At 61.8% G+C, this 22,959-nt stretch carries 26 protein-coding genes and 2 tRNA genes; 15 read left to right on the top strand and 13 right to left on the bottom strand.

The features are described 5' to 3' along the window. Positions 1 to 40: 40 nt before the first annotated feature. The 4 genes from ONG87_RS12350 to ONG87_RS12335 all read right to left on the bottom strand — a co-directional run bounded on the left by ONG87_RS12350 (position 41) and on the right by ONG87_RS12335 (position 3,234). Complete coding sequence (locus ONG87_RS12350; RefSeq protein WP_122477410.1) at positions 41 to 1,576, bottom strand: cyclic diguanylate phosphodiesterase; 1,536 nt, start codon at positions 1,574 to 1,576, stop codon at positions 41 to 43. Between the two features lie 87 nt (positions 1,577 to 1,663). Then, complete coding sequence (locus ONG87_RS12345; protein ID WP_163007546.1) at positions 1,664 to 1,816, bottom strand: hypothetical protein; 153 nt, start codon at positions 1,814 to 1,816, stop codon at positions 1,664 to 1,666. A gap of 102 nt (positions 1,817 to 1,918) precedes the next feature. Beyond that, the gene (locus ONG87_RS12340) at positions 1,919 to 3,034 is read right to left on the bottom strand and encodes a 3-deoxy-7-phosphoheptulonate synthase (RefSeq protein WP_264381361.1); all 1,116 of its coding nucleotides are present in this window, start codon (positions 3,032 to 3,034) and stop codon (positions 1,919 to 1,921) included. 50 nt (positions 3,035 to 3,084) lie between these two features. Continuing rightward, complete coding sequence (locus ONG87_RS12335) at positions 3,085 to 3,234, bottom strand: hypothetical protein (protein WP_185793061.1); 150 nt, start codon at positions 3,232 to 3,234, stop codon at positions 3,085 to 3,087. A 338-nt stretch (positions 3,235 to 3,572) separates the two neighbouring features. On the opposite strand from ONG87_RS12335, the gene ONG87_RS12330 reads away from it, so the two are divergent. Continuing rightward, complete coding sequence (locus tag ONG87_RS12330; RefSeq protein ID WP_264381360.1) at positions 3,573 to 4,016, top strand: N-acetyltransferase; 444 nt, start codon at positions 3,573 to 3,575, stop codon at positions 4,014 to 4,016. A 10-nt stretch (positions 4,017 to 4,026) separates the two neighbouring features. Here ONG87_RS12330 and ONG87_RS12325 read toward each other — a convergent pair whose 3' ends face one another. Further along, entirely contained in the window at positions 4,027 to 4,248 is a 222-nt protein-coding gene (locus ONG87_RS12325) for a DNA-binding protein (RefSeq protein ID WP_264381359.1), read from the bottom strand. 81 nt (positions 4,249 to 4,329) lie between these two features. Here ONG87_RS12325 and ONG87_RS12320 point away from each other — a divergent pair, with 81 nt between their 5' ends. The 8 genes from ONG87_RS12320 (at position 4,330) to ONG87_RS12285 (ending at position 9,557) form a co-directional block, all read left to right on the top strand. Continuing rightward, positions 4,330 to 4,713 (top strand): helix-turn-helix domain-containing protein, encoded by a 384-nt coding sequence (locus ONG87_RS12320; RefSeq protein ID WP_122477417.1) that lies wholly within the window; start codon positions 4,330 to 4,332, stop codon positions 4,711 to 4,713. Positions 4,714 to 4,825: 112 nt separating this feature from the next. Further along, a complete protein-coding gene (uvrY, locus tag ONG87_RS12315; RefSeq protein WP_122477418.1) occupies positions 4,826 to 5,470 on the top strand; it encodes a UvrY/SirA/GacA family response regulator transcription factor in 645 nt (214 codons plus the stop codon). 2 nt (positions 5,471 to 5,472) lie between these two features. Then, on the top strand, positions 5,473 to 7,296 hold the full coding sequence (gene uvrC / locus ONG87_RS12310; RefSeq protein ID WP_122715717.1) for an excinuclease ABC subunit UvrC: 1,824 nt from the start codon (positions 5,473 to 5,475) through the stop codon (positions 7,294 to 7,296). Between the two features lie 32 nt (positions 7,297 to 7,328). Then, the gene (gene pgsA, locus ONG87_RS12305; RefSeq protein ID WP_122477422.1) at positions 7,329 to 7,889 is read left to right on the top strand and encodes a CDP-diacylglycerol--glycerol-3-phosphate 3-phosphatidyltransferase; all 561 of its coding nucleotides are present in this window, start codon (positions 7,329 to 7,331) and stop codon (positions 7,887 to 7,889) included. Between the two features lie 67 nt (positions 7,890 to 7,956). Then, positions 7,957 to 8,032, top strand: a tRNA-Gly gene (locus ONG87_RS12300). A gap of 38 nt (positions 8,033 to 8,070) precedes the next feature. Beyond that, positions 8,071 to 8,144 (top strand) — tRNA-Cys (locus tag ONG87_RS12295). A 307-nt stretch (positions 8,145 to 8,451) separates the two neighbouring features. After that, positions 8,452 to 9,291 carry an undecaprenyl-diphosphate phosphatase gene (locus ONG87_RS12290; RefSeq protein WP_264381358.1) on the top strand — a complete coding sequence of 280 codons (840 nt, stop codon included), beginning with the start codon at positions 8,452 to 8,454 and terminating at the stop codon, positions 9,289 to 9,291. Positions 9,292 to 9,374: 83 nt separating this feature from the next. Further along, on the top strand, positions 9,375 to 9,557 hold the full coding sequence (locus ONG87_RS12285) for a hypothetical protein (RefSeq protein ID WP_264381357.1): 183 nt from the start codon (positions 9,375 to 9,377) through the stop codon (positions 9,555 to 9,557). Between the two features lie 45 nt (positions 9,558 to 9,602). On the opposite strand, the gene ONG87_RS12280 is transcribed toward ONG87_RS12285, so the two are convergent. The 3 genes from ONG87_RS12280 to ONG87_RS12270 are packed head-to-tail and all read right to left on the bottom strand — an operon-like array spanning position 9,603 to position 13,586. Next, entirely contained in the window at positions 9,603 to 12,110 is a 2,508-nt protein-coding gene (locus tag ONG87_RS12280; RefSeq protein WP_301335536.1) for a TonB-dependent siderophore receptor, read from the bottom strand. Positions 12,111 to 12,117: 7 nt separating this feature from the next. Then, positions 12,118 to 13,074 carry a FecR domain-containing protein gene (locus ONG87_RS12275; protein ID WP_264381356.1) on the bottom strand — a complete coding sequence of 319 codons (957 nt, stop codon included), beginning with the start codon at positions 13,072 to 13,074 and terminating at the stop codon, positions 12,118 to 12,120. Then, positions 13,071 to 13,586 (bottom strand): sigma-70 family RNA polymerase sigma factor, encoded by a 516-nt coding sequence (locus ONG87_RS12270; RefSeq protein ID WP_264381355.1) that lies wholly within the window; start codon positions 13,584 to 13,586, stop codon positions 13,071 to 13,073. The genes ONG87_RS12275 and ONG87_RS12270 overlap by 4 nt, the downstream gene beginning before the upstream one ends. 281 nt (positions 13,587 to 13,867) lie before the next feature. Between ONG87_RS12270 and ONG87_RS12265 the strand changes: the two genes are divergently transcribed. After that, a complete protein-coding gene (locus ONG87_RS12265; RefSeq protein WP_185793122.1) occupies positions 13,868 to 15,088 on the top strand; it encodes a diguanylate cyclase in 1,221 nt (406 codons plus the stop codon). A 16-nt stretch (positions 15,089 to 15,104) separates the two neighbouring features. Here the strand turns inward: ONG87_RS12265 and ONG87_RS12260 are convergent, their stop codons facing one another. Both ONG87_RS12260 and ONG87_RS12255 read right to left on the bottom strand, forming a co-directional pair. Next, a complete protein-coding gene (locus ONG87_RS12260) occupies positions 15,105 to 15,347 on the bottom strand; it encodes a hypothetical protein (protein WP_122477434.1) in 243 nt (80 codons plus the stop codon). Positions 15,348 to 15,397: 50 nt separating this feature from the next. Next, positions 15,398 to 16,258 (bottom strand): DHH family phosphoesterase, encoded by an 861-nt coding sequence (locus tag ONG87_RS12255; RefSeq protein ID WP_264381354.1) that lies wholly within the window; start codon positions 16,256 to 16,258, stop codon positions 15,398 to 15,400. Positions 16,259 to 16,454: 196 nt separating this feature from the next. Between ONG87_RS12255 and ONG87_RS12250 the strand changes: the two genes are divergently transcribed. Next, positions 16,455 to 16,676: a hypothetical protein gene (locus ONG87_RS12250; protein WP_122477437.1), complete on the top strand. Its 222-nt coding sequence runs from the start codon at positions 16,455 to 16,457 to the stop codon at positions 16,674 to 16,676. Between the two features lie 55 nt (positions 16,677 to 16,731). Further along, the gene (locus tag ONG87_RS12245; protein ID WP_264381353.1) at positions 16,732 to 17,577 is read left to right on the top strand and encodes an NAD-dependent protein deacetylase; all 846 of its coding nucleotides are present in this window, start codon (positions 16,732 to 16,734) and stop codon (positions 17,575 to 17,577) included. Here ONG87_RS12245 and ONG87_RS12240 read toward each other — a convergent pair. Then, positions 17,569 to 18,486, bottom strand: a complete 918-nt coding sequence (locus ONG87_RS12240; protein ID WP_264381352.1) for a ZIP family metal transporter — start codon at positions 18,484 to 18,486, stop codon at positions 17,569 to 17,571. The genes ONG87_RS12245 and ONG87_RS12240 overlap by 9 nt on opposite strands. Positions 18,487 to 18,674: 188 nt before the next feature. On the opposite strand from ONG87_RS12240, the gene ONG87_RS12235 reads away from it, so the two are divergent. The 3 genes from ONG87_RS12235 (at position 18,675) to ONG87_RS12225 (ending at position 20,548) form a co-directional block, all read left to right on the top strand. Further along, positions 18,675 to 19,211: a DUF3455 domain-containing protein gene (locus ONG87_RS12235; RefSeq protein WP_264381351.1), complete on the top strand. Its 537-nt coding sequence runs from the start codon at positions 18,675 to 18,677 to the stop codon at positions 19,209 to 19,211. A 96-nt stretch (positions 19,212 to 19,307) separates the two neighbouring features. Continuing rightward, positions 19,308 to 19,844 carry a sigma-70 family RNA polymerase sigma factor gene (locus ONG87_RS12230; protein ID WP_192103313.1) on the top strand — a complete coding sequence of 179 codons (537 nt, stop codon included), beginning with the start codon at positions 19,308 to 19,310 and terminating at the stop codon, positions 19,842 to 19,844. A gap of 26 nt (positions 19,845 to 19,870) precedes the next feature. Further along, entirely contained in the window at positions 19,871 to 20,548 is a 678-nt protein-coding gene (locus ONG87_RS12225; RefSeq protein WP_264381350.1) for an anti-sigma factor, read from the top strand. 16 nt (positions 20,549 to 20,564) lie between these two features. Here ONG87_RS12225 and ONG87_RS12220 read toward each other — a convergent pair whose 3' ends face one another. Together ONG87_RS12220 and ONG87_RS12215 are read right to left on the bottom strand one after the other, a co-directional pair. Next, entirely contained in the window at positions 20,565 to 20,855 is a 291-nt protein-coding gene (locus tag ONG87_RS12220; RefSeq protein ID WP_192103543.1) for a YkgJ family cysteine cluster protein, read from the bottom strand. 110 nt (positions 20,856 to 20,965) lie between these two features. Further along, positions 20,966 to 22,867, bottom strand: coding sequence for a DNA topoisomerase III (locus ONG87_RS12215; protein ID WP_264381349.1), 1,902 nt, complete (start codon positions 22,865 to 22,867; stop codon positions 20,966 to 20,968). Positions 22,868 to 22,959: the final 92 nt, after the last annotated feature.

Here is a 22,959-nt window from a genome sequence, read left to right as displayed (position 1 = left end):
CAATGATCTCAGGCAGGCGGGCAGGGTACAACCACTGCTTTCAGAGACGGCGCAAGGCGTGCGCGAAATCCGCCAGCGGCATTGGCTTGGCAAACAGATAACCCTGCAGATATTTCACGTGGCGTGCGGCGAGGTAAGCGCGTTGTTCGTCGGTTTCCACGCCTTCGGCAACCACTTGCAGTTCGAGTTTGGCCGACAGCTCGATGATGCTGTCCAGCACATGCCGCGAAAGCGTATTGACGCCGATCATGGCCACGAAGCTCTGGTCGATCTTGAGGAAGTCGACCTGGAACTGCTGCAGGTAGCTCAGGCTGGACTGCCCGGTGCCGAAGTCGTCGATGGCGATGCTCACGCCCAACCCGCGCAGCCGTTCGAACAGCGCGTGAATCTGCGCGCAGGGCTGGATCAGCTCGCGTTCGGTCAATTCCAGGGTCAAGGCGATCCGGTCTTTCGGAAACGCGTCGAGGAACGCCTTGCAGTCATCGAACAACGCTGAATCCAGGCAATGCTGGGCGGTGATATTGATGCCGACATGAAAGCCGTGCGGCAGCTGATCCAGGCAGCTCCCCAGTTGCTGTGCGGTGCGCTTCATCAGCAACCGGGTCATCGGTACGATCAGCCCGCAGTCCTCGGCGTAGGGAATGAACAGGTCGGGGCGGACCAGGCCTTCGCGAGGATGTTGCCAGCGCATGAGCACTTCGGCGCCCGCCCAGCGGCCGTCCTCGCTGAACACCACCGGCTGGAAGAAGGGCACGAACTCCTCGGCGTCCAATGCACGCTGCAGCTCCTGATAGCGCGAGCCGGAACGACTCATCACCCACCGGCAGAGCAGGCCGACCACCGCCGAGATGAGCAACAGCAGGCCGAACATGCCGGCGTACTGCTCGCGTATCAACGTCCAGCGCGCACCTTGCGGGATGCCGCTGACCACGCTGAACGGGTAGCGCGCGGACTGCAGTCGAGTTTGCCCGCCTGCGGCAGGCAGCGGCGCGCCCTGATGAACCTCGCCGCTGGCTTCGATCCAGCTGCGCCCGACGTGCAGGGTGATCGAGTAGGTCGAGCCCATCATGCGCAAGGCGTTGGCCAGGTGATAACCGTCGACGGTGCTGAGCGCGCTGGCCTCGCCACGGACGGCGCGGTAGATCAACAAGCCGCGGTCGGGCGTCACCGAATTGCCGGGCAGCAGCCACAGCTGCCCATCGACGTAATCGAGCGGATTCACGTTTTCGCTCACTGCGCCCGACAGGGAGCTGCAGTAAAGAGTGTCGCCCTGGATAAGATTCACCGAGCGCACGAAGGGCCGCCGGGTCACCTGGTCCAGCAGCGCCGGTTGTACCTGCGCGCAGGGTTGTCCGGACAGGGGCAGAACGGCATCCGCCGCTGCCGCAACGTTATCGAGGATGAGTTCGAATTGCTCGACCGCCAACTGGCTGGTGCGCGCCGCTGCAAGCTGCAGCGAACGACCGGCTTCCCAGGTCAGCATGACCGCACCACTGGCCAGTGGTATTGCGGCTGCCAGCCAGGGCAACAGCAGGCGTGAAAATTTGCGTTTGGAGGCGGCAAGTGTCAGCGGCATGCTGGCGACAGTCCTTGTGCGCAGGAGATGCGAGCGGGAAAGCCGCCATCATTTCATGAAAGCGCCTGTGGGGGCAGGCGCCGACGCTTATTTATCCTTGGACTGATCGGGCTTCTGCATCTGTACCGAGGAAGGGGTGCCGTCGTTGTTGCCTTTGGTGGTGCTCTTGTCGGCGCTGTCGAAGCAGCCTTGCAGCAGTGCCAGACACAGCACCAGACCGGCGCACGGGATGAGTTTCATGATGATCTCCGATGTTCAGAACGTGCAGATTGGACTCGACCCTGTCCAATTGGTTGCCTGCGCCGAGCCGGATCCGGATCGGCGCAGGCTCACGCAGGTGCATCAAACCTCGGCAGCGCCGCGCAGGCGCTCGGCACCTTGGCGCAGCAGTCGCTCGGTGGCGGCCCAACCCAGGCAACCGTCGGTGACCGACACGCCGTAGCGCATGTGCCCGCTGATCGGCTGGCTGCCTTCCTGCAGGTGGCTTTCCAGCATGACCGCCACCAATGACCGGTCACCGTCCAGGCGCTGCTGCAGCGCGTCGTCGAACACCGCTGGCTGGCGCAATGGGTCCTTGCCACTGTTGGCATGGCTGCAGTCGACCATGATGCGCGCCTTCACACCCGCTTTGGCCAGATCGTTGTGCACCTGGGCAATGCTCTGCCGGTCATGGTTGGGCCCCCGGTGCCCCCCGCGCAACACCAGGTGAGTGTCGGGATTGCCAGTGGTGTCGATCATGGCCGGGTGCCCCTGCGGATCGATGCCGAAATGGCGATGGGCATGGGCCGCACTGCGCATGGCATCACACGCGACGGCAACGCCGCCATCGGTACCATTCTTGAAGCCGACCGGGATCCCCAGGCCGCTGGCCAGTTCGCGGTGGATCTGCGATTCCGTGGTGCGTGCACCGATCGCCACCCAGCTCAACAGGTCGTCGAAGTACCCTGAGGCCATGGGTTGCAATACTTCGCTCGCCAGTGGCAGGCCCAGGCGCAGCATTTCCCGCATCAGGTCGCGGCACAGGGTCAGGCCGCCCGCCATGTCGTCGGTGCCGTCCAGGTAAGGATCGTATGCCAGGCCTTTCCAGCCCACCGTGGTGCGTGGTTTCTCCACGTAGGCGCGCATCACCAGCAGCATCTCGCCCTCTAACTCCTGCGCCAACTGGCTCAGGTTGCGTGCGTACTCCAGCGCGGACTTCGGATCGTGCAGGGAGCAGGGGCCCACTACGACCAGCAGGCGTGGGTCACGGCCTTCGAGAATGGCGCGGATGGCTTGGCGATGGGCTTGGACCTGGGTACCCAGGTGATCGGCAAGGGGCAGTTGCTGCTTGAGCGCGAAATGCGTGGGCAGGCGGTGAGTCGCCGGCGTGTTGGCGGCGTCTTTTGCCGCGGCGGCAGTTGCGGCTGCGCGAGTCTGGACAGCAGGGGTAGGGTGCAGAGTGGTCAGGCTGTTGTTCATGGTCTGGGTCCTGGACAGCGGCGGGGTGCTTGCCCGCATGCGCTGCCCTGTCAAGGTGTTCGACAAAGTGCCGGGGAGTCTGGACTGCGGGTCATGCCACCCATCAACGACCGGTCGGAGGCGGCAGGCTGGCCCGAACGGAGGTTGCTAAATCGCCAGAGGTTGCGGATGTCGAAACGGTAATAAGTGAAGTTGTTCATGAAGCGTTCCTCGATTTCGTGGCGAAAGTGCCGAAAAAAACATGAAGCCCTGAAAAGCAAAAACCCCCAGTCGGGAGGCCGACTGGGGGTTGAGAGTTCTCTGTCGGCGACCCCTGTGAAATGGGCGCCGATATTGGGTATCAGGCGCGCCAGTGGCTAAACCAATACCCAAAATAAACGTTTGCCGGTGCACGGACAGCCGTCATCGCTGCGCAGGTCGCAGGCAAGGATGCAGGGCTGAAGGTGTTGTGCGACATTGATAGTCTCCGGTGGATGGCTGGAGCTTACTTCAGCCATGGCGAAGGATTCAAGCTCATTCTTGACGTGGGGAGGATGCAATGACTTTGTACCTGCGGCCGGCTGTCGATCAGGATCTGCGTTTCGCTCGAGACCTCACTCGGCGAGCGATGCTGCCTTACTACGGCCGTCACGATCTGCTGTGGCTGGACGAGGGTTTCGATCAGGCCTGGCATTGGCGCGACAACCGATTGATCTGTCGCGATGCATTGCCGCTGGGCTATATGAGCCTTTCCAGGGATGCCCATGCCTTGTTCATTCGCGAGGTGCATCTGTTGCCGGCGTATCGTGGCCAGGGCGTGGGTCACTGGGTGCTCGAGCAGGTGATGCGGCAAGCGCGTAGTGAACGCTTGCCGCGGGTGCGTCTGATGGTGTTCAAGGACAACCCCGCGCAGCGGCTCTATGGCCGCCACGGTTTCGAGGTGGTGGGGGAGCAGGACAGCTTCCTGCGCATGGAGTACGTGCTGCCCAGCCCCGCCCGTTGACTACGTGCGGTCAGCGCTGGCCGTTCTCCAGTGCTGCGCTGATGATGCCTAGTTTCATGCCCAGCAATACGGCGCCCCGGTGCGCCTCGCCACGCCGCCCCTTCTTGCGTCCTGCCAACACCTGATAGGTGGTGGCAGGGTCCACGCCGTGCTCGCGCGCAAACTCTTGTACCGATTTCCCTTGCTGATCGAGCCAGGCTCTGGCTTGTGCGGCAGTCCGTATACCATGCATAGTTCAAGTCCGTTTTAGAGGGTTCAAAGTAGTTTTATTTCGCACCGTTTCGGGTGTTTCGATAAAGGATTATACATTCAAATGACTGGAATCGGTCCCCGACTAAGGGAAGAGCGCGAGCGTTTGGAGCTCACGCAACGAGAGTTTGGCCAGGTGGGTGGTGTCGAACCCAATGCGCAGGGCAAATACGAAAACGGCGAAAGATCACCACGGGCCGATTACTTGGCGGCCGTTTCGACGATAGGCGTCGACGTTCTCTACGTCGTGCTGGGCCGCCGGACGCCATTGGCCGAGCAGGCTCTCAGCGGCGGAGAGGAAAAAGTCCTAGAGACATATCGGACACTTCCTACTTCCGGCCAAGCGGTCTTGGGCAATCTGGCCAGCAGCCTGGCCGAGATGGCGGCGAACTATTCAACGCGCAGTACGGTCCAGAAAAAAACACGGGCGAGAAATACCCCGGACTGATCTTCCGCACCGACGCCCCACGCCATATTCATGACGCTTTGAGCTAGGTCCGAGGCGGCAATGTTTGGTAATGTGGCAGCATTCCCCGAGACCACTATTACGAGGTGTCCGTTTGATTCGGGTTCTAGTAGTCGACGATCACGACCTGGTCCGTACCGGTATCACCCGCATGCTGGCCGATATCGACGACCTGCAGGTCGTAGGGCAGGCAGAGTCGGGCGAGGGGGCGTTGCAGTATGCTCGCGATCTCAAGCCGGACGTGGTGCTGATGGACGTCAAGATGCCCGGTATCGGTGGTCTCGAGGCGACTCGCAAATTGCTGCGCAGCCATCCCGACATAAAGGTGGTGGCCGTCACTGTCTGCGAGGAAGACCCGTTTCCGACGCGCCTGCTGCAAGCCGGTGCCGCCGGTTACCTGACCAAGGGGGCAGGGCTGGCCGAAATGGTCCAGGCGATTCGCCTGGTATTCGCCGGCCAGCGTTACATCAGTCCGCAGATTGCCCAGCAATTGGCGCTCAAGTCGTTCCAGCCGCAGACCAGTAATTCGCCGTTCGATCTGCTGTCCGAACGGGAAATCCAGATTGCCCTGATGATCGTTGGCTGCCAGAAAGTCCAGATCATCTCAGACAAGCTGTGCCTGTCGCCAAAAACGGTCAACACCTACCGCTACCGGATCTTCGAGAAGCTCTCCGTGACCAGCGATGTGGAATTGACCCTGCTGGCGGTGCGGCACGGCATGGTAGACACCAACCTTTGACCATGACTGCTGCATTCGATCCCAGTGCCTTTCTTGCCACCTGCAGCGGACGTCCGGGCGTGTACCGGATGTTCGACGACGCCATGCGCCTGCTTTACGTGGGCAAGGCCAAGAACCTCAAGAAACGCCTGGCCAGCTATTTTCGAAAAACCGGCCAGGCGCCCAAGACCGCTGCCCTGGTGGGCAAGATCCAGCAGATCGAAACCACCATCACGGCCAACGAAACCGAGGCTTTGCTGCTCGAGCAGACCCTGATCAAGGAGTGGCGGCCGCCCTATAACATCCTGCTGCGCGATGACAAATCCTATCCGTACGTGTTTCTTTCCGACGGCGAGTTTCCGCGACTGAGCATCCATCGCGGCGCCAAGAAGGCCAAGGGTCGCTACTTTGGTCCCTATCCGAGCGCAGGAGCCATTCGCGAGAGCCTGAGCCTGTTGCAGAAGACCTTCTTCGTTCGCCAGTGCGAGGACAGCTACTTCAGAAACCGCACGCGCCCGTGCCTGCAACACCAGATCAAGCGCTGCAAGGCGCCGTGCGTGAGGCTCGTGGAGGCGCCTGAATATGCCGAAGACGTCCGCCATTCGGTGATGTTCCTGGAAGGGCGCAGCAACCAGTTGACCAACGAGCTTTCCGCCAGCATGGAGAAGGCGGCGATGGACCTGCAGTTCGAAGAGGCCGCGCAACTGCGCGACCAGATCGGCCTGCTGCGGCGCGTCCAGGATCAGCAGAGCATGGAAGGCGGCAGCGGCGACGTCGACGTCATCGCTGCCTTCGTCAACCCGGGCGGCGCGTGCGTACACCTGATCACCGTGCGTGCCGGCAGGGTGCTGGGCAGCAAGAATTTCTTCCCGCAGGTGGGTATCGAAGAAGAAGTCGCCGAAGTCATGTCGGCGTTTCTCTCGCAGTACTATCTGGGTAGCTCCGAGCGCGACTTGCCGAGCGAGTTGATCGTCAACGTCATTCCCGAAGACCACGAAGCGTTGCTCGATGCCCTCGATACTTTGCGTGGTCGTGAATTGAGCCTCAGCCATCGCGTGCGCGGCACCCGCGCACGCTGGCAGCAGCTGGCCGTGACCAACGCCGAGCAGGCGCTGGGCGCACGGCTCGCCAATCGCCAGCACGTGGCTGCGCGGTTCGACGCGTTGGCCGAGGTGCTGAACCTGGACGAGCCACCGCAGCGGCTGGAATGCTACGACATCAGTCACTCCAGCGGCGAAGCCACCGTGGCGTCGTGCGTGGTGTTCGGGCCCGAAGGGCCGATCAAGTCGGATTACCGCCGCTACAATATCGAAGGCGTCACCGCAGGCGATGACTATGCGGCCATGCACCAGGCGCTCATGCGCCGCTTCAGCAAGATCAAGGCAGGCGAGGGCAAGCTGCCCGACGTGCTGCTGGTGGACGGCGGCAAGGGCCAGTTGAACATGGCCCGTGAAGTGCTGAACGAACTGGCCATTCCCGACCTCATCCTGCTCGGCGTGGCCAAGGGCACGACCCGCAAGGCCGGCTTCGAAACGCTGTACCTGAACGACGTCGCCCACGAATTCACCCTCAAGGGCGACTCGCCGGCGCTGCACCTGATCCAGCAGATTCGTGACGAAGCCCACCGTTTTGCGATCACCGGTCACCGCGCGCGACGTGGCAAGACACGTCGCACCTCGACCCTGGAAGGGGTTGCAGGCGTGGGCCCCAAGCGTCGCCGCGAGTTGCTCAAGCATTTCGGCGGGCTGCAGGAAATCGCCCGCGCCAGTGTCGAGGAAATCGCCAAGGCACCGGGAATCAGTAAAAAGCTGGCAGAGTCGATTTATGCAAACCTGCACAGCGAGTAGAATGCCATCTCACCTTGCAGCCAGTTGTGCCGATGAATATCCCTAACTTGCTTACCGTACTGCGCGTCCTGCTGATACCGTTCTTCATATTGCTGTTCTATCTGCCTTACCATTGGAGCTATATGGCAGCCAGCACCGTGTTCGCTATAGCGGCGGCAACCGACTGGCTGGACGGCTACCTGGCCCGCCGTTGGGAGCAGAGCACACCATTCGGTGCGTTCCTCGATCCAGTGGCCGACAAACTCATGGTGGCGGTGGCCCTGGTGCTGCTGGTGCAGGAACATGCCAACTTCTGGCTGACCCTGCCGGCGGCGATCATCATCGGTCGCGAAATCGTCGTCTCGGCGCTGCGCGAGTGGATGGCCGAGATCGGCGCACGTGCCCAGGTCGCAGTGTCCAACATGGGCAAATGGAAAACCGCCGCGCAGATGCTGGCTTTGGTCATCCTGCTGGCCAACCCCAAGGCGGCCACCTTCTGGGTCATCCTGGGCTACGCCCTTTTGCTGGTCGCCGCCGCACTGACCTTGTGGTCCATGCTGCAATACCTGCGCGCCGCCTGGCCGCACTTGCGCATCACAGCCGAGAAGAAATAAAACTATTTTTGAATCAAGGGCTTGACGGGTGTCGCCGATTAGATAGAATGGCGCCCGTCAACACGATGCGGGAATAGCTCAGTTGGTAGAGCACGACCTTGCCAAGGTCGGGGTCGCGAGTTCGAGTCTCGTTTCCCGCTCCAGTTTGTTTGCGTGCAGCAGTTTCTTGCTTCACGTTTGGGGCCGAGTAGCAAAGTGGTTATGCTGCGGATTGCAAATCCGCCTACGCCGGTTCGATTCCGACCTCGGCCTCCATCATCGAGAACCCCGCAGATTAACGTCTGCGGGGTTTTTCTTTGGGCGATCGAAAAGGCATGTGCTCCAGAACTTCTGGGTATGTGTTCCAGAACCATTCTTCGACAGCTCCGCGATTGCGTTGACTCGTCGGTAGATCTTCTTGGCGATCTCGCGCCGCTGGGACATAGCCTCAAGCATCGAATTCAAATCATTGCTGGCGCTCAAGAATCTTTATCCGATCCAGCGGTCAGTTACTCCCGACGTATCCTGTGTGTTGCCATTTACGGCAGCCCGACTGATAAAACTAATTGGGAGCTGCTGAGGCGTGAGTGAATTAAGTATCTGGCTGGAAGCCATTATTCTGGGGTTGGTCCAGGGACTGACCGAATTCTTGCCGGTATCCTCCAGCGCGCACTTGCGCATCATCGGGCCATTGTTACCCTCTGGCGGTGACCCAGGCGCTGCGTTCACTGCCATTACCCAGCTGGGTACCGAAGCAGCAGTGCTGCTGTACTTTCGCAAGGATATCCTGCGCATTGCCATGGCTTGGATCAAGTCGCTGGCTGACGCCTCTTACCGCAGCCATCCGGACGCCAGAATGGGCTGGCTGATCATCATCGGCACCTTGCCGATCTCGATCCTTGGACTGCTGTTCAAGGACTATATCGAAGGAAGCCTGCGCAATCTTTACCTCACGGCAACCATGCTCATCGTGTTCGCGCTGATCTTGGCCGCAGCGGATAAAATGGGGCGCAAGGAGCGCAAGCTCGATCAACTGACCTGGACCCATGGCCTGGTTTTCGGCTTTGCCCAGGCGCTGGCCCTGATTCCGGGCGTATCACGCTCAGGCGGCACCATTACCGCCGGGCTGATAATGGGCTACACGCGTGAGGCTGCAGCGCGTTATTCATTCCTGCTGGCGGTGCCGGCGGTGATCGCTTCGGGCTTCTACCAGCTGTACCGCAGCTGGGGTGAATCCAGCACTTTCTCCGGCGGCCCAACATTGCTGGCCACGATCATTGCGTTCGTCGTCGGCTACGGGGTGATCGTGGTCTTCCTCAAGCTGGTTTCGACCAAGAGCTACATGCCATTTGTGTACTACCGCATCGCGCTCGGCCTGGGCGTCATCGGGCTTCTGAGCATGGGCGCGCTCAGCGCTGTGTGACTTGTTGCGATGCGCAGGATGCGCCCTCGCTTCAAGCTGGCAAAGCTATGTGGTTCAATGGAAAGAAATCAGGAGGATCCGTTGTGGGCAAGAATGCCAACAAGCCTTTCTACATCGCCGCTGTCCCTTTGCTTGCAGTCGGTTGCGTCTTTGCCGCGCTTGGCGCATCGGGTCAGGAAGCGTTCGGATGGACAGCAATCGGGCTGCTCGTGCCCGGCATCGTCATGCTGATCACCGGCGCCATGCGTCAGCGTCGAGCTGCCTGACAGTTCATCGGACAGCCCGTGCAGTCAGAACGGCGTGGGCTGTCGTCAGAAGTCCCATCGGGTGGTAATCATCACGTTCCTGGGCTCGCCATAGACGGCCGAGTTATAGAAGCCGATGTTGGTGTAGTAGTACTTGTCGAACAGGTTGTTGAGATTGACCGTGGTCGATAACGCCGGGGTGATCTGGTACTTGGCCATGAGGTCCACCACCCAGTATTGCTTCTGGGCGAAGGTTTCGTAGGTATCGCGTGGCGAATTCCAGATCTCTTGCCACGCCTTGCTCTGCCAGCGTCCACCGCCGCCCACTGTCCACTGGTCGAGCGCACCGGGCAGATTGTAGGTAGTGAACAAGGTGAACTGGTTTTCCGGCTCGAACGTCGAGATTTTCACGCCGCTGTCGTCGCGTACCACTTTATGGGTAAAACCGGCCTGCATCTGCCAACCTTGCGCCAGCTCCCCGGAGACTTCGAGTTCAAAGCCCTTGGTTTGCGCATCGGTACCCTTGAACGCGTAGTTGGAAGGCGTTGGGGTGAGGTTGTTGTAGTCGTCATCGGGCACTGACCGATTGCTTTCCTTGACTTGAAAGTAGGCCAGGCTGGCATTCAGCCGGCCTTCGAAAAACTCGCCCTTGATGCCCACTTCGTAGTTCTCGCCTTCATCGGGCTCGAGCAATTTGCGGTTTCGATCCAGGTTGTAGGAATCCTGTGCAATGAAGATGTCGGTGTAGCTGGCATACACCGACAACTGCTCGTTCAGGTCGTAGACCGTGCCGGCATAGGGGATCAGCCGACCGCTTTCACGATAGGTGTCGTTATTGCCTGTCACGGTGTAGTTGACCAGGCGCCCACCGAGGATGAAATGCAGATCGTCGGTCGCGTTCAAGCGCGTGGTCAGGTAGACGCCGGTCTGCCGAACGACATCGTCGCTGATCTGCTGCGCGGTACCCCAGGCCGGTTTGTCGACGTTGCCGTGCCAGTTGAAGAAGTCGAGCTGGTTGCCGTTGGGATAGGTCACATCCCAGAAGCCCTTGCCTTGCCAATGCGACTTGCTGATCGAACCGCCCAGAACCACCTCGTGTTCGCGGCCCAGGAACTGGAAAGGACCGCTGACATAGGCATCGGCTGAATCGCTGCTGGTTTCGCCACGGTAGCGCTGGCCATTGAGCCGGGCCGTGCCGTCGACGGCTGGGGTATCGCCCTGGATCGAGCCCAGTTGTGCGTCATAGCCGTTGATCTTGTGGTCCAGTTGCAACTTGGTTACCCAACCATCACCGAACTGGTGCTCCAGCGTCGCGAATACCGTGCGCGTGTATTGCTTCCAGCTGCTCCAGTCAGCGGCATTGCTGAAGGAGCGCTTGACGTCGTTGCGCTCGCCGGCGGCGTTGAGCAAAGGAAAACTGCCAGACCAGGTCGAGCCGCGCGGATCATTGTTCTGGTAGTCGCCGCCCACGGTCAGCAACGTGTCCGGGGAAAGATCGAACTCGAGAATGCCGTAGTACACCTCGGCCTGGCTGCCGTAGCGGTCCATGAAGGAATTCTTGTCCTGATAGGCCGCCACGGCACGCCCGCGTACGTTGCCGGTCGACGTCAGCGATCCGCTGACGTCGACTTCGCTGCGGTAGTTGTCCCATGAGCCCGCGCCCAGGCTCAGATGCCCCTGGAAATCGGTGGTGGGCTTCTTGCGGATCAAATTGATCGTGGCACCCAGCGAGCCTGCACCCACCAGCAGGCCGGGTGACCCTTTGAGCACTTCGATGCGGTCGTAGACCGCCATGTCGCTGAGCGAGTTACCGGCCGAATAGCCGACATTGCGTACCGCAGATGGAATGCCATCGTACTGAAAGTTGTTGATCGAGAAACCGCGAGCGTAGTAGTTGGAGCGATCACTGTCATAGGCCGAGACGGTAATGCCTGGGGTGTGCCTCATCACGTCGTCGACATTGTCCAGCGCGAAGTCATCCATGTGCTGACGGGTGACGACGGTGACTGACTGCGGTGTCTGCCTGGGGCTCAGTACCAGCCGGGTGGCCGTGGCGATCAGGCCGGGTGTGTAGGAGCCGGTGCCTTCGGTGATATTGCCCAGTTGGTTGCCGGTGATCTGGGTGGGCGCCAGGTCGAGCCCGACACCGGCGGTCGTCAGGGCAATCAGGACGAAACCATCGCCCTGTTTCACGGCGCCGATTCCGCTGGCGCCCAGCAGCTCGTCCAAGGCCTGGTCGGTACTGAATCGACCGTGCAATCCTGGGCTGCGCTTGCTGTCCAGCAGTTGCGGATCGAACACGATGGTCACACCGGTGCTGCGGCTGAGTTCGGTCAAGGCGCTGTCCAGGCTGCCCGGCTGGATATCGATCTGTTGCAGGTCGGCTGCCTGCACCGCAGAGGCGGCGATACCGGCGAGGCTCCAGCAGATCACGGCAGGGAAGACGGTTCGACCTAACAGGCGAGGGTGGAGGCGAGGCGAGGGGCGCTGGGTCACTTTGAGGATCTCGAACGGATTGAGTGAGGCATTCACTGAGCTATGCCGTCCCAGATTCGAAATCCCATCACGGCGCATCGATGTTTCACGCTGCCTTGCCGACGTGGGACCAATAGCGGGTGATCTTTCGCACGTGCAGGCCATGGGCGCGGGCGATCAACGCCACCGACTGATCGGCGTGCAAGGTACTGAAGTTACCGCTGACAGGCAGCGCGGCAATGCGTTGTTCCCAGTTCAGGTAACCGACCCGGTAGCGTGACAGCTCGCCGAGCACCTGAGCCAATGGCAGGTTTCGAACGATCAGCATACCGTTGCGCCAGGCACCGTGGTCGGGGGCAGGCCCGGGTGTGCGCCGCAGCGTTGAGTGACTGACGAGCCACTGCTCTCCTGCGTGCATCTCGAGCGCTGCGTGCCCGGCACTCGCCTCCAGCTTGACGGTGCCCTCGGCGATTGTCAGGCACGTGTGGTCCCCGAACAGCCTGGCTTCGAAGCGTGCATGAAGCGCATCCACCCGGCAGTGCGGCGTTGTCAGCTGCAGGGGCAAACCACTGCCGGCTGTTGTCACACCCATCTCGCCGCGCAACAGGGTGACGCGTTGCACGCCTTCGAGGTCGGCTTTCACCGCGCTGTCGGTGTTGAGTTCGAGCAAGGTGCCACTGGGAAGTTTCCAGCGACGGAATTCCCCCGTGCGGGTGCTGTAGTCGGCGAGCAGGCGTTGCCAGGGCGCATACCGTTGGGTGCCACAGCCAATCGCGGCGGTGCCTGAACCCAGCACCAGCAGCTTGAGCAGTTGCCGCCGCTGCAGGCGTCCGGTGGGTAGTCGGTTCAGGGCGCTCATCGCGGCACTGGCGGGCAGCCGCGCAAAGGGCTCATTCAGGCCTTGCAGGCGTTGCCAGGCCAGGGCATGCCGGGCATCGGCCGCCAGCCAGTGCCGGAAGGCGTCGTGGGTCGCCGCGTCGGCTGTGTTGAAGCTGATCTTGAGCGACCAGTCGATGGCCGCATCGAGTATCTGCGGCGACACCAGGGTACATGGCGTGCTCACTGTGTTTCCTGTGCGAAGGTCGCGGTGTAGCAAGCGCGCAGTGCCTGGGCGAGGTAACGCTCCACGCTTGGCACGGATACCCCAAGCTCCCTGGCGATGGCGGGACACTTCAATCCTTCGAGCTGGGCGAGCAGGAAAGCCCGGCGCACGATGGGGCGCAGGCTGTCCAGGAGGCAGTCGATGGCCACCAGCGCCTCGATCACCAGAAGTCCCGTTTCAGGCGAGGGCGCCTGTTCGCAGGGCAGTTCCGCCAGCGTTTCCAGCCAGGCCCTTTCGATATCCCGACGCCGCCACAGGTCGATGACCAGACCCCGGGCCACCGTTCGCAGGTAGGCACGCGGCTGCTCCATGGTTTGCACGCTACGACGCTGCAGCAAGCGCACGAAGGTATCCTGCGCCAGGTCGGCGGCGTCGGCGGTATTGCGCAATCGGCCATACAACCACGCCCGGAGCCAGGAATGATGATCCTGATAGAGTCTTTCCAAGCCTGGGTCGGTGTGCGAAAGGTGCATGCAGGATCTCGCGGAGCATCAGATGATAAAGTCTCGCATTATCATCTGACGACCCGCAGTTTGAAACCTGCGATTTGAATCTTCGGCTCTTCGCCGGCACATCCAGGAAAACTGATCCCTGACCAGAACAGCGGACGCAGTGAAAGACCGCACACGCCCGACCGCTGGTGCAGCCCGACGACCGTTCATTCCATTGGCGCCAAACTAATGCCCCACAATAATGGCACTAAGATATCATGGGGCAGTCTAGTAAAATTCTGAATCATATTTTCCGGTGCCCCATGCAAGCCGTTCAAGCTCAACCGGCTCATTCCCCCGAACCGCACACCATGGCACTGGTCGAGCAGGCCATCGCAAGCGGCATGGGTGGTCTGACGTTCGACCGTGAACTGGAGCGTCGCTACGAGGCCGATACCCAACGCCAGCGCCTGCAGTTCCTGACGTCCACCGGTATCTGCGGTGCAGTGATCTACAACCTGTTCCTGATCAGCGACTGGTTGGCCCTCGAAGATGTGTTCGCCTATGTGGCTGTAGGGCGCCTGCTGCTGATCACCCCAATGATCATTGCCATCCTGCTGCTGGCCCAACGTCTCACCTCACGTCGAGCGCTGGAGACGGTGTCGGCGCTGGCCACGGTATTGTCCTCGTTGATGCCGCTGGTGGTGATGATCTACAGCGACAGTCCCTATCGCCTGCACTATCAGTTAGGCATGCTGTTGCTGATGGTGTATTGCACGATGATTCAACAGTTACCGTTTCGCTTCGCGGTGGCTGCCATGGCCAGCATGCTCGGCATCCAGTTGCTGACCACTCACATCGCGGGATTCATGGACCCGGTGACGTGGCGCGCCAATGCCTTCTTGTACGGCTCAACAGTGGTGCTGTTGCTGATGGCTTCGTATTTCCTCGAGCGTGCGAGCCGACTCAGCTATCTGTTTGCCTTGCGCGGGCGCCTGCTGGAAGTGCAACTGACCGAAATGGCCCGCACCGACCCACTGACTCAACTGTTCAACCGTCGACACCAGGGCGATGTCACCGCCCAGCTGTGGCAGGCAGCAGGGACCGAAGCGACCTGCGTGACGGCGATCCTCATCGACATCGATCACTTCAAGCTCTACAACGACAGCTATGGCCACCTGCAAGGGGACAGCTGCCTCAAGCAGGTCAGTGCAACCATCAAGGAGTTGTCCCGGCAATCCAATGCCATGCCGTTCCGTTTCGGTGGCGAGGAGATGCTGGTGTTGCTGGTGGGGGCCGATAGCCAGCAGGCCAGGCAGTTGGGGCAGGACCTGTGCACGGCGGTCGCGGACCTGGGGCTTGCCCATCCCGCTCTGGGCGCCGGGGCACGCGTGACCATCAGCGTGGGAATAGCGATGGGCATCGCGCCCTACGTCACGGCGCACAACCTGATAGGTGCTGCCGACAAGGCCCTGTATGCCGCCAAGAACGCCGGGCGCAACTGCCTGCGGCAGGCTCCTTTCGAAGGCAGCGCGGCGGCTTGAACGGCAACCTGAACGGTCACTTCTGCAACGCCTGCAGGCGTGCCTCCTTGGCGTCGTCGAAAATCATGTACAGCGCCTCGATATCGGCCGGCTTGAGTTTGCGCGACTGTTCGAGTCCCAGGATCAGGGCAATTTCAAGCGCGCCTTCGCGCTCTACATCCGCTTTGGTGCTGGCGGCATTCAACGCGCGGACCAGGCCATTGACCGAGCCTCGTACGTCCTTGGGCAGTTTCAGTAGATCCAGTCGTTCCTGCGGCATGTGACGCTCTCCAGCAAAATAGGGGTGGTCGGTGGTCATTCCACCTGTGCTCAGCGCGTCAATTCGTGGCCGTACGGTACGAGGAAGCCCGACGCATTGCGATGACCGCCACCGCCGAACTGTTTGGCGACTTCCGACACGTCCATGCCTTCATCGGTGCTGCGCAACGAAAACGAGCGACCCTTGGGGCCATCCGAGTAGCACGCGGCAAACGGCTCGCCTTGGGTCATGATGTTGCCGGCATCGCTGGCGAACAGTGAGGGTATGTTGGCCACCGGCACGTCGTGACCGCCGATCGACATTCGTCGCGCGGTGGCGCGCAGCAGATCGGCCACGGTTTTCTGTCGCTGCCGTTCGATCGCAATGCCGTCCGCCAACAGCGTCTCGACGGGCGCAGCCAGCAGCGCATCCCACACGGCAAACTCCTGCGGATAACTGAACAGATTGGACAGCACTTCGCGCGTGCCCGGCAGGTTGAACCGCCACAAGTCGCGGTCCTCGATATGGTCGATCAGGGCAGGGCGCGGCTGGCCGGCGAAGAAGTAGTCCCAGGCCAGGCCGGCACCCGAGCGGCTCATGTCGAACAGGGCGTGCACGTTGCCGCCTTCTGCCTGTTCACCAAAGGCTGCGGCCGGCGGCACCTGGAGCAGGTCGGCCTGGGCGGTCTTGTGGTGATCGAGCACGAGGATCGAAACAGCTTGAGCCGCCATCGCCATGAGTGTTTCGTAGTCGTAGGCAAAGTCGACGATGAGCACACGCCTGCCGGTGACATCGGGTGGCGGCTGACCGTGTCCGGCGGCATGAAATTCGACGTCAGGCCCAAGCGCCTTGCGCACTACCCAGGCTGCGCCGAAGCCGTCGGCACAGTTTCCGTGGTAGATGCAAAGCGTGGTTGTAGGGGCTGCGATCATGTAAGGCTCCGGAAATCGACGGGTATTGCAGGCGGGTATTCTAAGCGATTGCGGGGCCCCGCGCGTGATTGCCAGCGCCGAACCGTTCAATGTCCGGCGACCGTCCATCGCCACAGCGAAGTATTTCGTCGGCCCCGGCAGTCATTGTCATTTCAAGCAGTGCATTTCACATGGGCACTTTATCGTGGAAAAAAATATGTCGATTTCAACGTCCAGTCCGGATCAGCGTCACCATGCGATGCAGGCGTTGCTCGAGGAATTTTCGTTGCGCGGGGTCGACATGCAAGCGGTTGCCGAAGCGGCGAAGCTCAGGCTGCTGGGCAGCCCGCAGTTGTGCCTGCTGCCTGCCGACTATCGCGTCCAGTGCGCCAAGGCGGTTGACGAGCTGATGGACCAGGCTACCCCCTCGCAATCCTGAACCTGCGCTTTTGCTCGGCCGTGTGGCCTCCCGCTAACTCGAGGTAATTGCAGCCATGGTCGAACTCGCCGATGACCTTTACCAGCAGATGGCGCAGGCGCCTTATCTGGTACTGACCGGGGCAGGCATCAGCACCGCGTCCGGCATTCCCGATTATCGCGATAGCGACGGGGTCAGGCGGGGCTGCGCACCGATCATGCATCAGGATTTCATCGCCAGCCCCGCCACGCGCAAGCGCTACTGGGCGCGGGCGATGGTGGGCTGGCGGGGTGTGCACCAGGCCACGCCCAACCCGGCTCACCAGGCGCTGGCAGCACTGCAGGGGCAGGGCCTGATCAGCGGGGTGATCACCCAGAATGTCGACGGGCTGCACGATGTGGCTGGCAGCCGCAACGTCGTCGAACTCCATGGCAACCTGCACCGAGTGGTCTGTCTGGATTGCGGCATGCGACTGCGGCGCGACGATGTGCAGTTGCTGCTCGAAGAGCAGAATCCTTACCTGCAGGACGTGCATGCGGTACTCGCGCCTGATGGTGATGCACAACTGGCAGCGCGCTTTCTCGAGGCATTCCGCATGCCCCATTGTCCTTGCTGTGGCAGCGATCTGCTCAAGCCTGACGTGGTGTTCTTTGGCGGAGGCGTCGAACCGGAGCAGGCTCGGGCCGCGTGGAAGGCAGTGGAAGCGGCGCCTGGCATGCTGATCGTCGGCACATCACTGATGGCCTATTCGAGCTTTCGCCTGTGTCAGGAGATGTCTCGCCAAGGCAAACGCCTGCTGGCGATCAACATGGGCCGCACTCGCGCCGATGGACTGCTCAGCATCAAGGTCACGCAGCCGTGCGAGCAGGTTCTGCCCCAGATAGCGCAAAGGCTGGTCCAGGGCAGCCAGTCGTCAACCTAACGCGGTATCCATGAACATCATTACCGCGAACCCCAGCATCAGGCCCAGCGTTGCCGGGGTCTGGTGACCATTGCGGTGGGTCTCAGGAATCACTTCGTGAGACACCACGAAAATCATGGCGCCTGCAGCCAGTCCCATGCTGATCGGGTAGGACAGCGCGAAGCCGCTCGACAGTCCGAGGCCAACCATCGCGCCCAGCGGTTCCATCAGACCGGAGCCCATCGCCACCAAGGCAGCCTTGCCCGCGCTGAGTCCCGTCGCCCGCAATGACATGGCCACCGCCAGGCCTTCGGGAATGTCCTGCAACAGAATCGCGCTGGTCAGCGGAATGCCGACTGCAAGGTTGCCGTCGGACAGGCTGACACCGATGGCCATGCCTTCAGGCAGGTTGTGCAGAGTGATGGCCAACACGAACAGCCACACTCGGTGGATTCGTTCGGAATTGGGGCCGTGCCTGCCGGCGTTTTCATGTTCGTGGGGAATGACCTTGTCCAGCGCCAGCATCAAGCCCACGCCAAGCCCCAGGCCGAGGATCACCACCAAGGCGGCGACCGCAGAGCTGTCGGTGTGGGTATTGGCGGCTGCCAGGCCTGGCAGCAACAGCGAGAAGGTGCTCGCTGCCAGCATCATGCCGCCGGCGAAGCCAAGCATCACGTCCTGTACCTTGGAGGATATTTCCCTCAGTGCCAGGGCGATCAATGCGCCCAGGGCAGTCGCTGCAAAGCCACCGGTGCCACCCAGCAGTGCATACCAGGCATGTTGACGGTCGGCGTGCAGCAGGGCATTGACGATGCTCCATACCACCACCACCGCACTGACGGCCAGAAGCAGGCCGGTGAGGGTCCATAACCAGGGTTTGTCGCGAAAACGCTGTGGCCAGCTGTCGTTGGTGGCGATGTTGGAAGGCATAGGGCTCTCTGGAAATTGCTGCGGGCTTAAGCATGGACCCGAATAAGCGACAGGGGTTGCGCTGCATGTGAATGGGCGTTGTAGGAAAAATCTTTTTTTAACTGCATCCAAATGCCCCGCTGATGAGTAGTACCTACAGCAGCTACACAAGGCGCTGCCGGTTCGATCACTCTTATGGAGCTTACGACATGAACAGCACACACCGTTTCTGCCTGGCCAACGTCCTCTTTGCCGCCACCTTCGCCCTGGCCACCACTGCCCACGCGCAGATGGATCTGCCTTCTCCGGTTCAGGTTCCGGCTGGCAACAAGGTCGCGATGGAAACCGTCGGCATGGGCGAAATCACTTATGAATGCCGTGACAAGGCCAATGCCGCTGGCCAGACAGAGTGGACGTTCGTTGGTCCCAAGGCCGTTCTCAATGATCGCTCCGGCAAGCAAGTAGGCACCTATTTCGGCCCGCCCGCCACCTGGCAGTCGGCAGACGGCTCCAAGGTGACCGGCACTCAGGTTGCTGTCGCACCGGCCGGCGACGGCAATCTGCCTTACCAGTTGGTCAAAGCCAATCCGGTCGAAGGCAAGGGCGCCATGCAGGGCGTGACCTATATCCAGCGCACCGCACTCAAGGGCGGCGTTGCCCCGACCAGCGCGTGTACCACCGCGCAGAAGGGTCAGAAAGAAATCGTCAAATACAAGGCCGACTACATTTTCTGGTCCGCCAAGTAAAAGTCGTATAGACCTGGCGCGCGGAACGGCAAGTCCGCGCGCCTGGTCTACACTGCCGAGCGAGCTTCATTCTCCCACTTGCCATGGCGGTCTTTCTTGTCCTTGCCGGAAAATCCATTCGATTACGAAGTTGCCCTGCAGAACTGTGCCCGTGGCGATCGCCAGGCACTGCACGGCTTGTATCAGCGCGAAGGCGGGCGCCTGTTGGCCGTGGCTCTGCGCATTGTCGGCGATCGAGCGTTGGCCGAAGATATCGTCCACGATGCGTTCCTGCGGATCTGGACGCAAGCCGCCAGTTTCGACGCGCAGCGAGGTTCGGCGCGGGGGTGGATGTTCACCATCACCCGGCACCTTGCGCTCAACCACATTCGCAGCAACGCGCGGTTGCGCGGGCTGAACGAGGACGATCTGCAGTCGTTGTTCACCGACGAAGCCGCAGATGCGGCACTGGGCAGTGCGCGGATCGACGGGTGCCTGGAGCAACTGGAGCCGCAGCGACGCCAGTGCCTGTACCACGCTTATCTGGATGGCTACACCCATGCCGAGATCGCCCAGCGGCTGGAAACGCCGCTGGGCACGGTCAAGGCGTGGATCAAGCGCAGCCTGGCATCACTGCGTGAGTGCATGGGATGAGCGAACGAAGCGAGACGGTAGAGCCCATGAATACTGAAGAACTGGCCAGCGAGTATGTGCTGGGAACGCTCGATGCAGAGCGGCGGGCAGAAGTCGAACGGCGATTGCCCACTGACCTGGAACTGCGCGCGGCGGTCGATGCATGGGAAGCGCGCCTGTTGCCCCTGGCTCAACGCGTCACCCCTGTGCAGACGCCGGCGACGCTGTGGCCACGGATCCAGCGCAGCCTCGACAGCGCAGGCGCGCAGCCCATCCCGATCTGGTGGAATCGCCTGGGTGTCTGGCGCGGGTTGGCGGGCGCCGGGCTGGCGGCAACGCTAGTGCTGGGCGCGTTGTTGTTCAACGTTCGCGCGCCGGTGCCGGGTCCAGCTTATGTCGTCGTGCTCATCGCGCCTCAGGACAAGGCGCCAGGTTGGGTGGTGCAGGCCAGTGACTCGAGGGAGGTCCAGCTGATTCCGTTGAACGATACGGCGGTGCCGGCTGACCGCGCCCTGCAGTTCTGGACCAAGGCCGACAGCTGGCAAGGTCCTGTCTCGCTGGGTCTGGTGGAACCGGGGCAGAGCGTACACGTAGCCCTGGACAAGCTTCCGCCGCTGGAGAACAACCAGTTGTTCGAGCTGACCCTGGAGCCCAAGTCAGGCTCGACGACGGGCAGGCCAACCGGCCCCATCCAGTTCATCGGTCGTGCGGTCAAGGTGATATGACCCGGAACCGGGCTGCCTAAGGGCGCATGCGCTCTTCTTGGCAGTCCGGCCCGCCCATGTCGAACTCGCGACAGATCAACGGGCGATTCAGGTAGATACTGCAGCTCATGGAGCGTCGGTCCAATGCGGCACACCACCCATCGTCCAGGCGCGACATGGTTTCCGAACCCCATTCGTCCACTTCAATGAAGCGCTCCGGTACGCCGGTGTCGGTGATCAGCATGACTTCCAGGCGACAGCACTTGGCGGCGCAGCGGTCACAGCTGATGGAGGGGTCGATGTCGCTGGTCACAGCGATGTCATGCAGCGCAATCAAGGGCAGTGCCTGGCAGGAAATGATCGGGGCAGCGTACCGGTAGTTGCGCCATTTCACAAAGCAAGGCGTGCACATCTAGGCGTCGGGCGACGGATTGCAGGTCAGGCTGCCTTTGAAGACTTGCGCTTGCGCTTGTTTTTCCACGGCGTCGCGCCTTTTGGCGCAGGACCGCTGATGACCATGCGCAACCCGGCGCAACGTTCCACCAGCTTGCTCATCCAGGCCGATTGTTTGGCGACGAAGGTTTCCAGCGACATCTCACCGCTCTGCACCATGTCCAGCGCCTGCTCCCAGATGGCAGTGGTGCCCGGGTCGGCGATGGCTCGAGGTACCGCGTCGATCAGACTGAAGGCGGCGGGTGCCGCCGCCAGTGCCTTGCCCTGCTTGGTCAGGTAGCCGCGATCCAGCAGGCCCTGGATGATGCCGGCGCGGGTGGCCTCGGTGCCGATCCCGGTGGTGTCCTTGAGTTTCTGCTTCAGGCGCGGGTCTTCGACCAGCTTGGCGACGTTTTTCATCGCCTTGATCAAATCACCTTCCGTGAAGGGTTTCGGGGGTTGGGTCCACAGGTCCTTGAGCTTCACGTCGCGTACCACGCAGCGCTGGCCCTCGATCAGCCGCGGCAATGGCTGCGGAGCCGGCGCTTCGCGACCCTTGGCAGCGCCGAGCGCCTGCGGTATGGCGCGCTTCCAGCCGGGTTCGACCACCTGCTTGCCGACCGCGCGCAACGCCTGGCCGCTGCAGTCGAAGTCGGCCTGGGTGCGGTCGTATTCGTGATTGGGCAGAAACTGCGCCAGGTAGCGGGCGCGGATCAGGGTATACACCGCGCGGTACTTGCCCTGCAGCTTGTCGGACGTTGCCGCGACCGCGGTTGGAATGATGCCGTGGTGGGCGCCGACCTTGGCGTCGTTCCAGGCGCGTGAGCGCCGCTGCGCATCGAGGTGGGGGAGCAACGCTGCCAGCCCGGGGTCGGCGCGGCCCAGGGCTGCAATGATCGCTCTGGCATCACCGTGCTGGCTGACCGGCAGGTAGCCGCAGTCGCTGCGTGGATAGGTGATGACCTTGTGGGTTTCATACAGTGCCTGCGCCACGTCCAGGGTTTCCTGTGCCCCCAGCCCGAGCTTCTTCGAGCAGACCTCCTGCAAGGTGCCCAGGTCGAAGGGCAGGGGGGCGGCCTCCTTGACGCGCTCGGTACGCAGTTTGCGCAGCGTTGCGTGGCTTGCCTGGCTGAGCGCTGCAGCGGCCTGCTGCGCCAGCGCCTGGTTGAGGCAGCGTCCTTGATCGTCGCAACTGTCTGCTGGCGGTATCCACTGCGCCGTGAACTCGGTCTGTTCGCCGAGCAGTTGCACATCGATGGCCCAATAGGCGGCGGGGACGAAATCGGCGATGCTTCGGTCGCGGTCCACCACCAGGCGCAGGGTCGGGGTTTGTACCCGCCCCACGGGCAACACGCCCTGGTACCCCGCCTGACGGCCGAGCAGGGTGAACAGCCGGCTCATGTTCATGCCGATCAACCAGTCGGCCCGCGAGCGCCCCAGGGCGCTGTGATACAGGGAGAACGTCTCGGCGCCCGGCTTGAGAGCCGCCAGCGCCTTGCGAATCGAGGCGTCGTCCAGGGCCGACAGCCACAGCCGCTGCACCGGACCGCGGTAGCGACAGTGATCGACGAGCTCGCGGGCGATCATTTCGCCTTCGCGGTCGGCGTCCGTTGCGATCACCAGTGCCTGGGCTTCACCCAACAAGCGCTTGACCGCCTTGAACTGGCTGGCCGTCTTGCGTTTCACCTGCATTTTCCATTGCTGCGGGATGATCGGCAGATCCGCCAGCACCCAGCGCTTGTAGCGCGCGTCGTAGGCATCGGGCGGCGCGGTTTCCAGCAGGTGCCCGATGCACCAGGTCACCGTGACGGCATTGCCGATCCAGCAGCCATCGCCGCGGCGCGTGGCGCCCAGCACTTTGGCGATGTCTTTTGCCTGGGAAGGTTTTTCGCAGAGAAACAGCCGCATAGGTACCTTGATGAAGAAGCCGTGCAGAGCCGTAGCATGCCAGACGTATCAAGACAGGCAAGCTTTATGTGTATGGATGTACAGTTTATGAT

Source organism: Pseudomonas sp. MM227, from assembly GCF_947090715.1.
GTDB classification, from domain to species: domain Bacteria; phylum Pseudomonadota; class Gammaproteobacteria; order Pseudomonadales; family Pseudomonadaceae; genus Aquipseudomonas; species Aquipseudomonas baltica.
The sequence above is the reverse complement of the archived record's forward strand: the minus strand, read 5'-3'. Positions and strand labels throughout refer to the sequence as shown.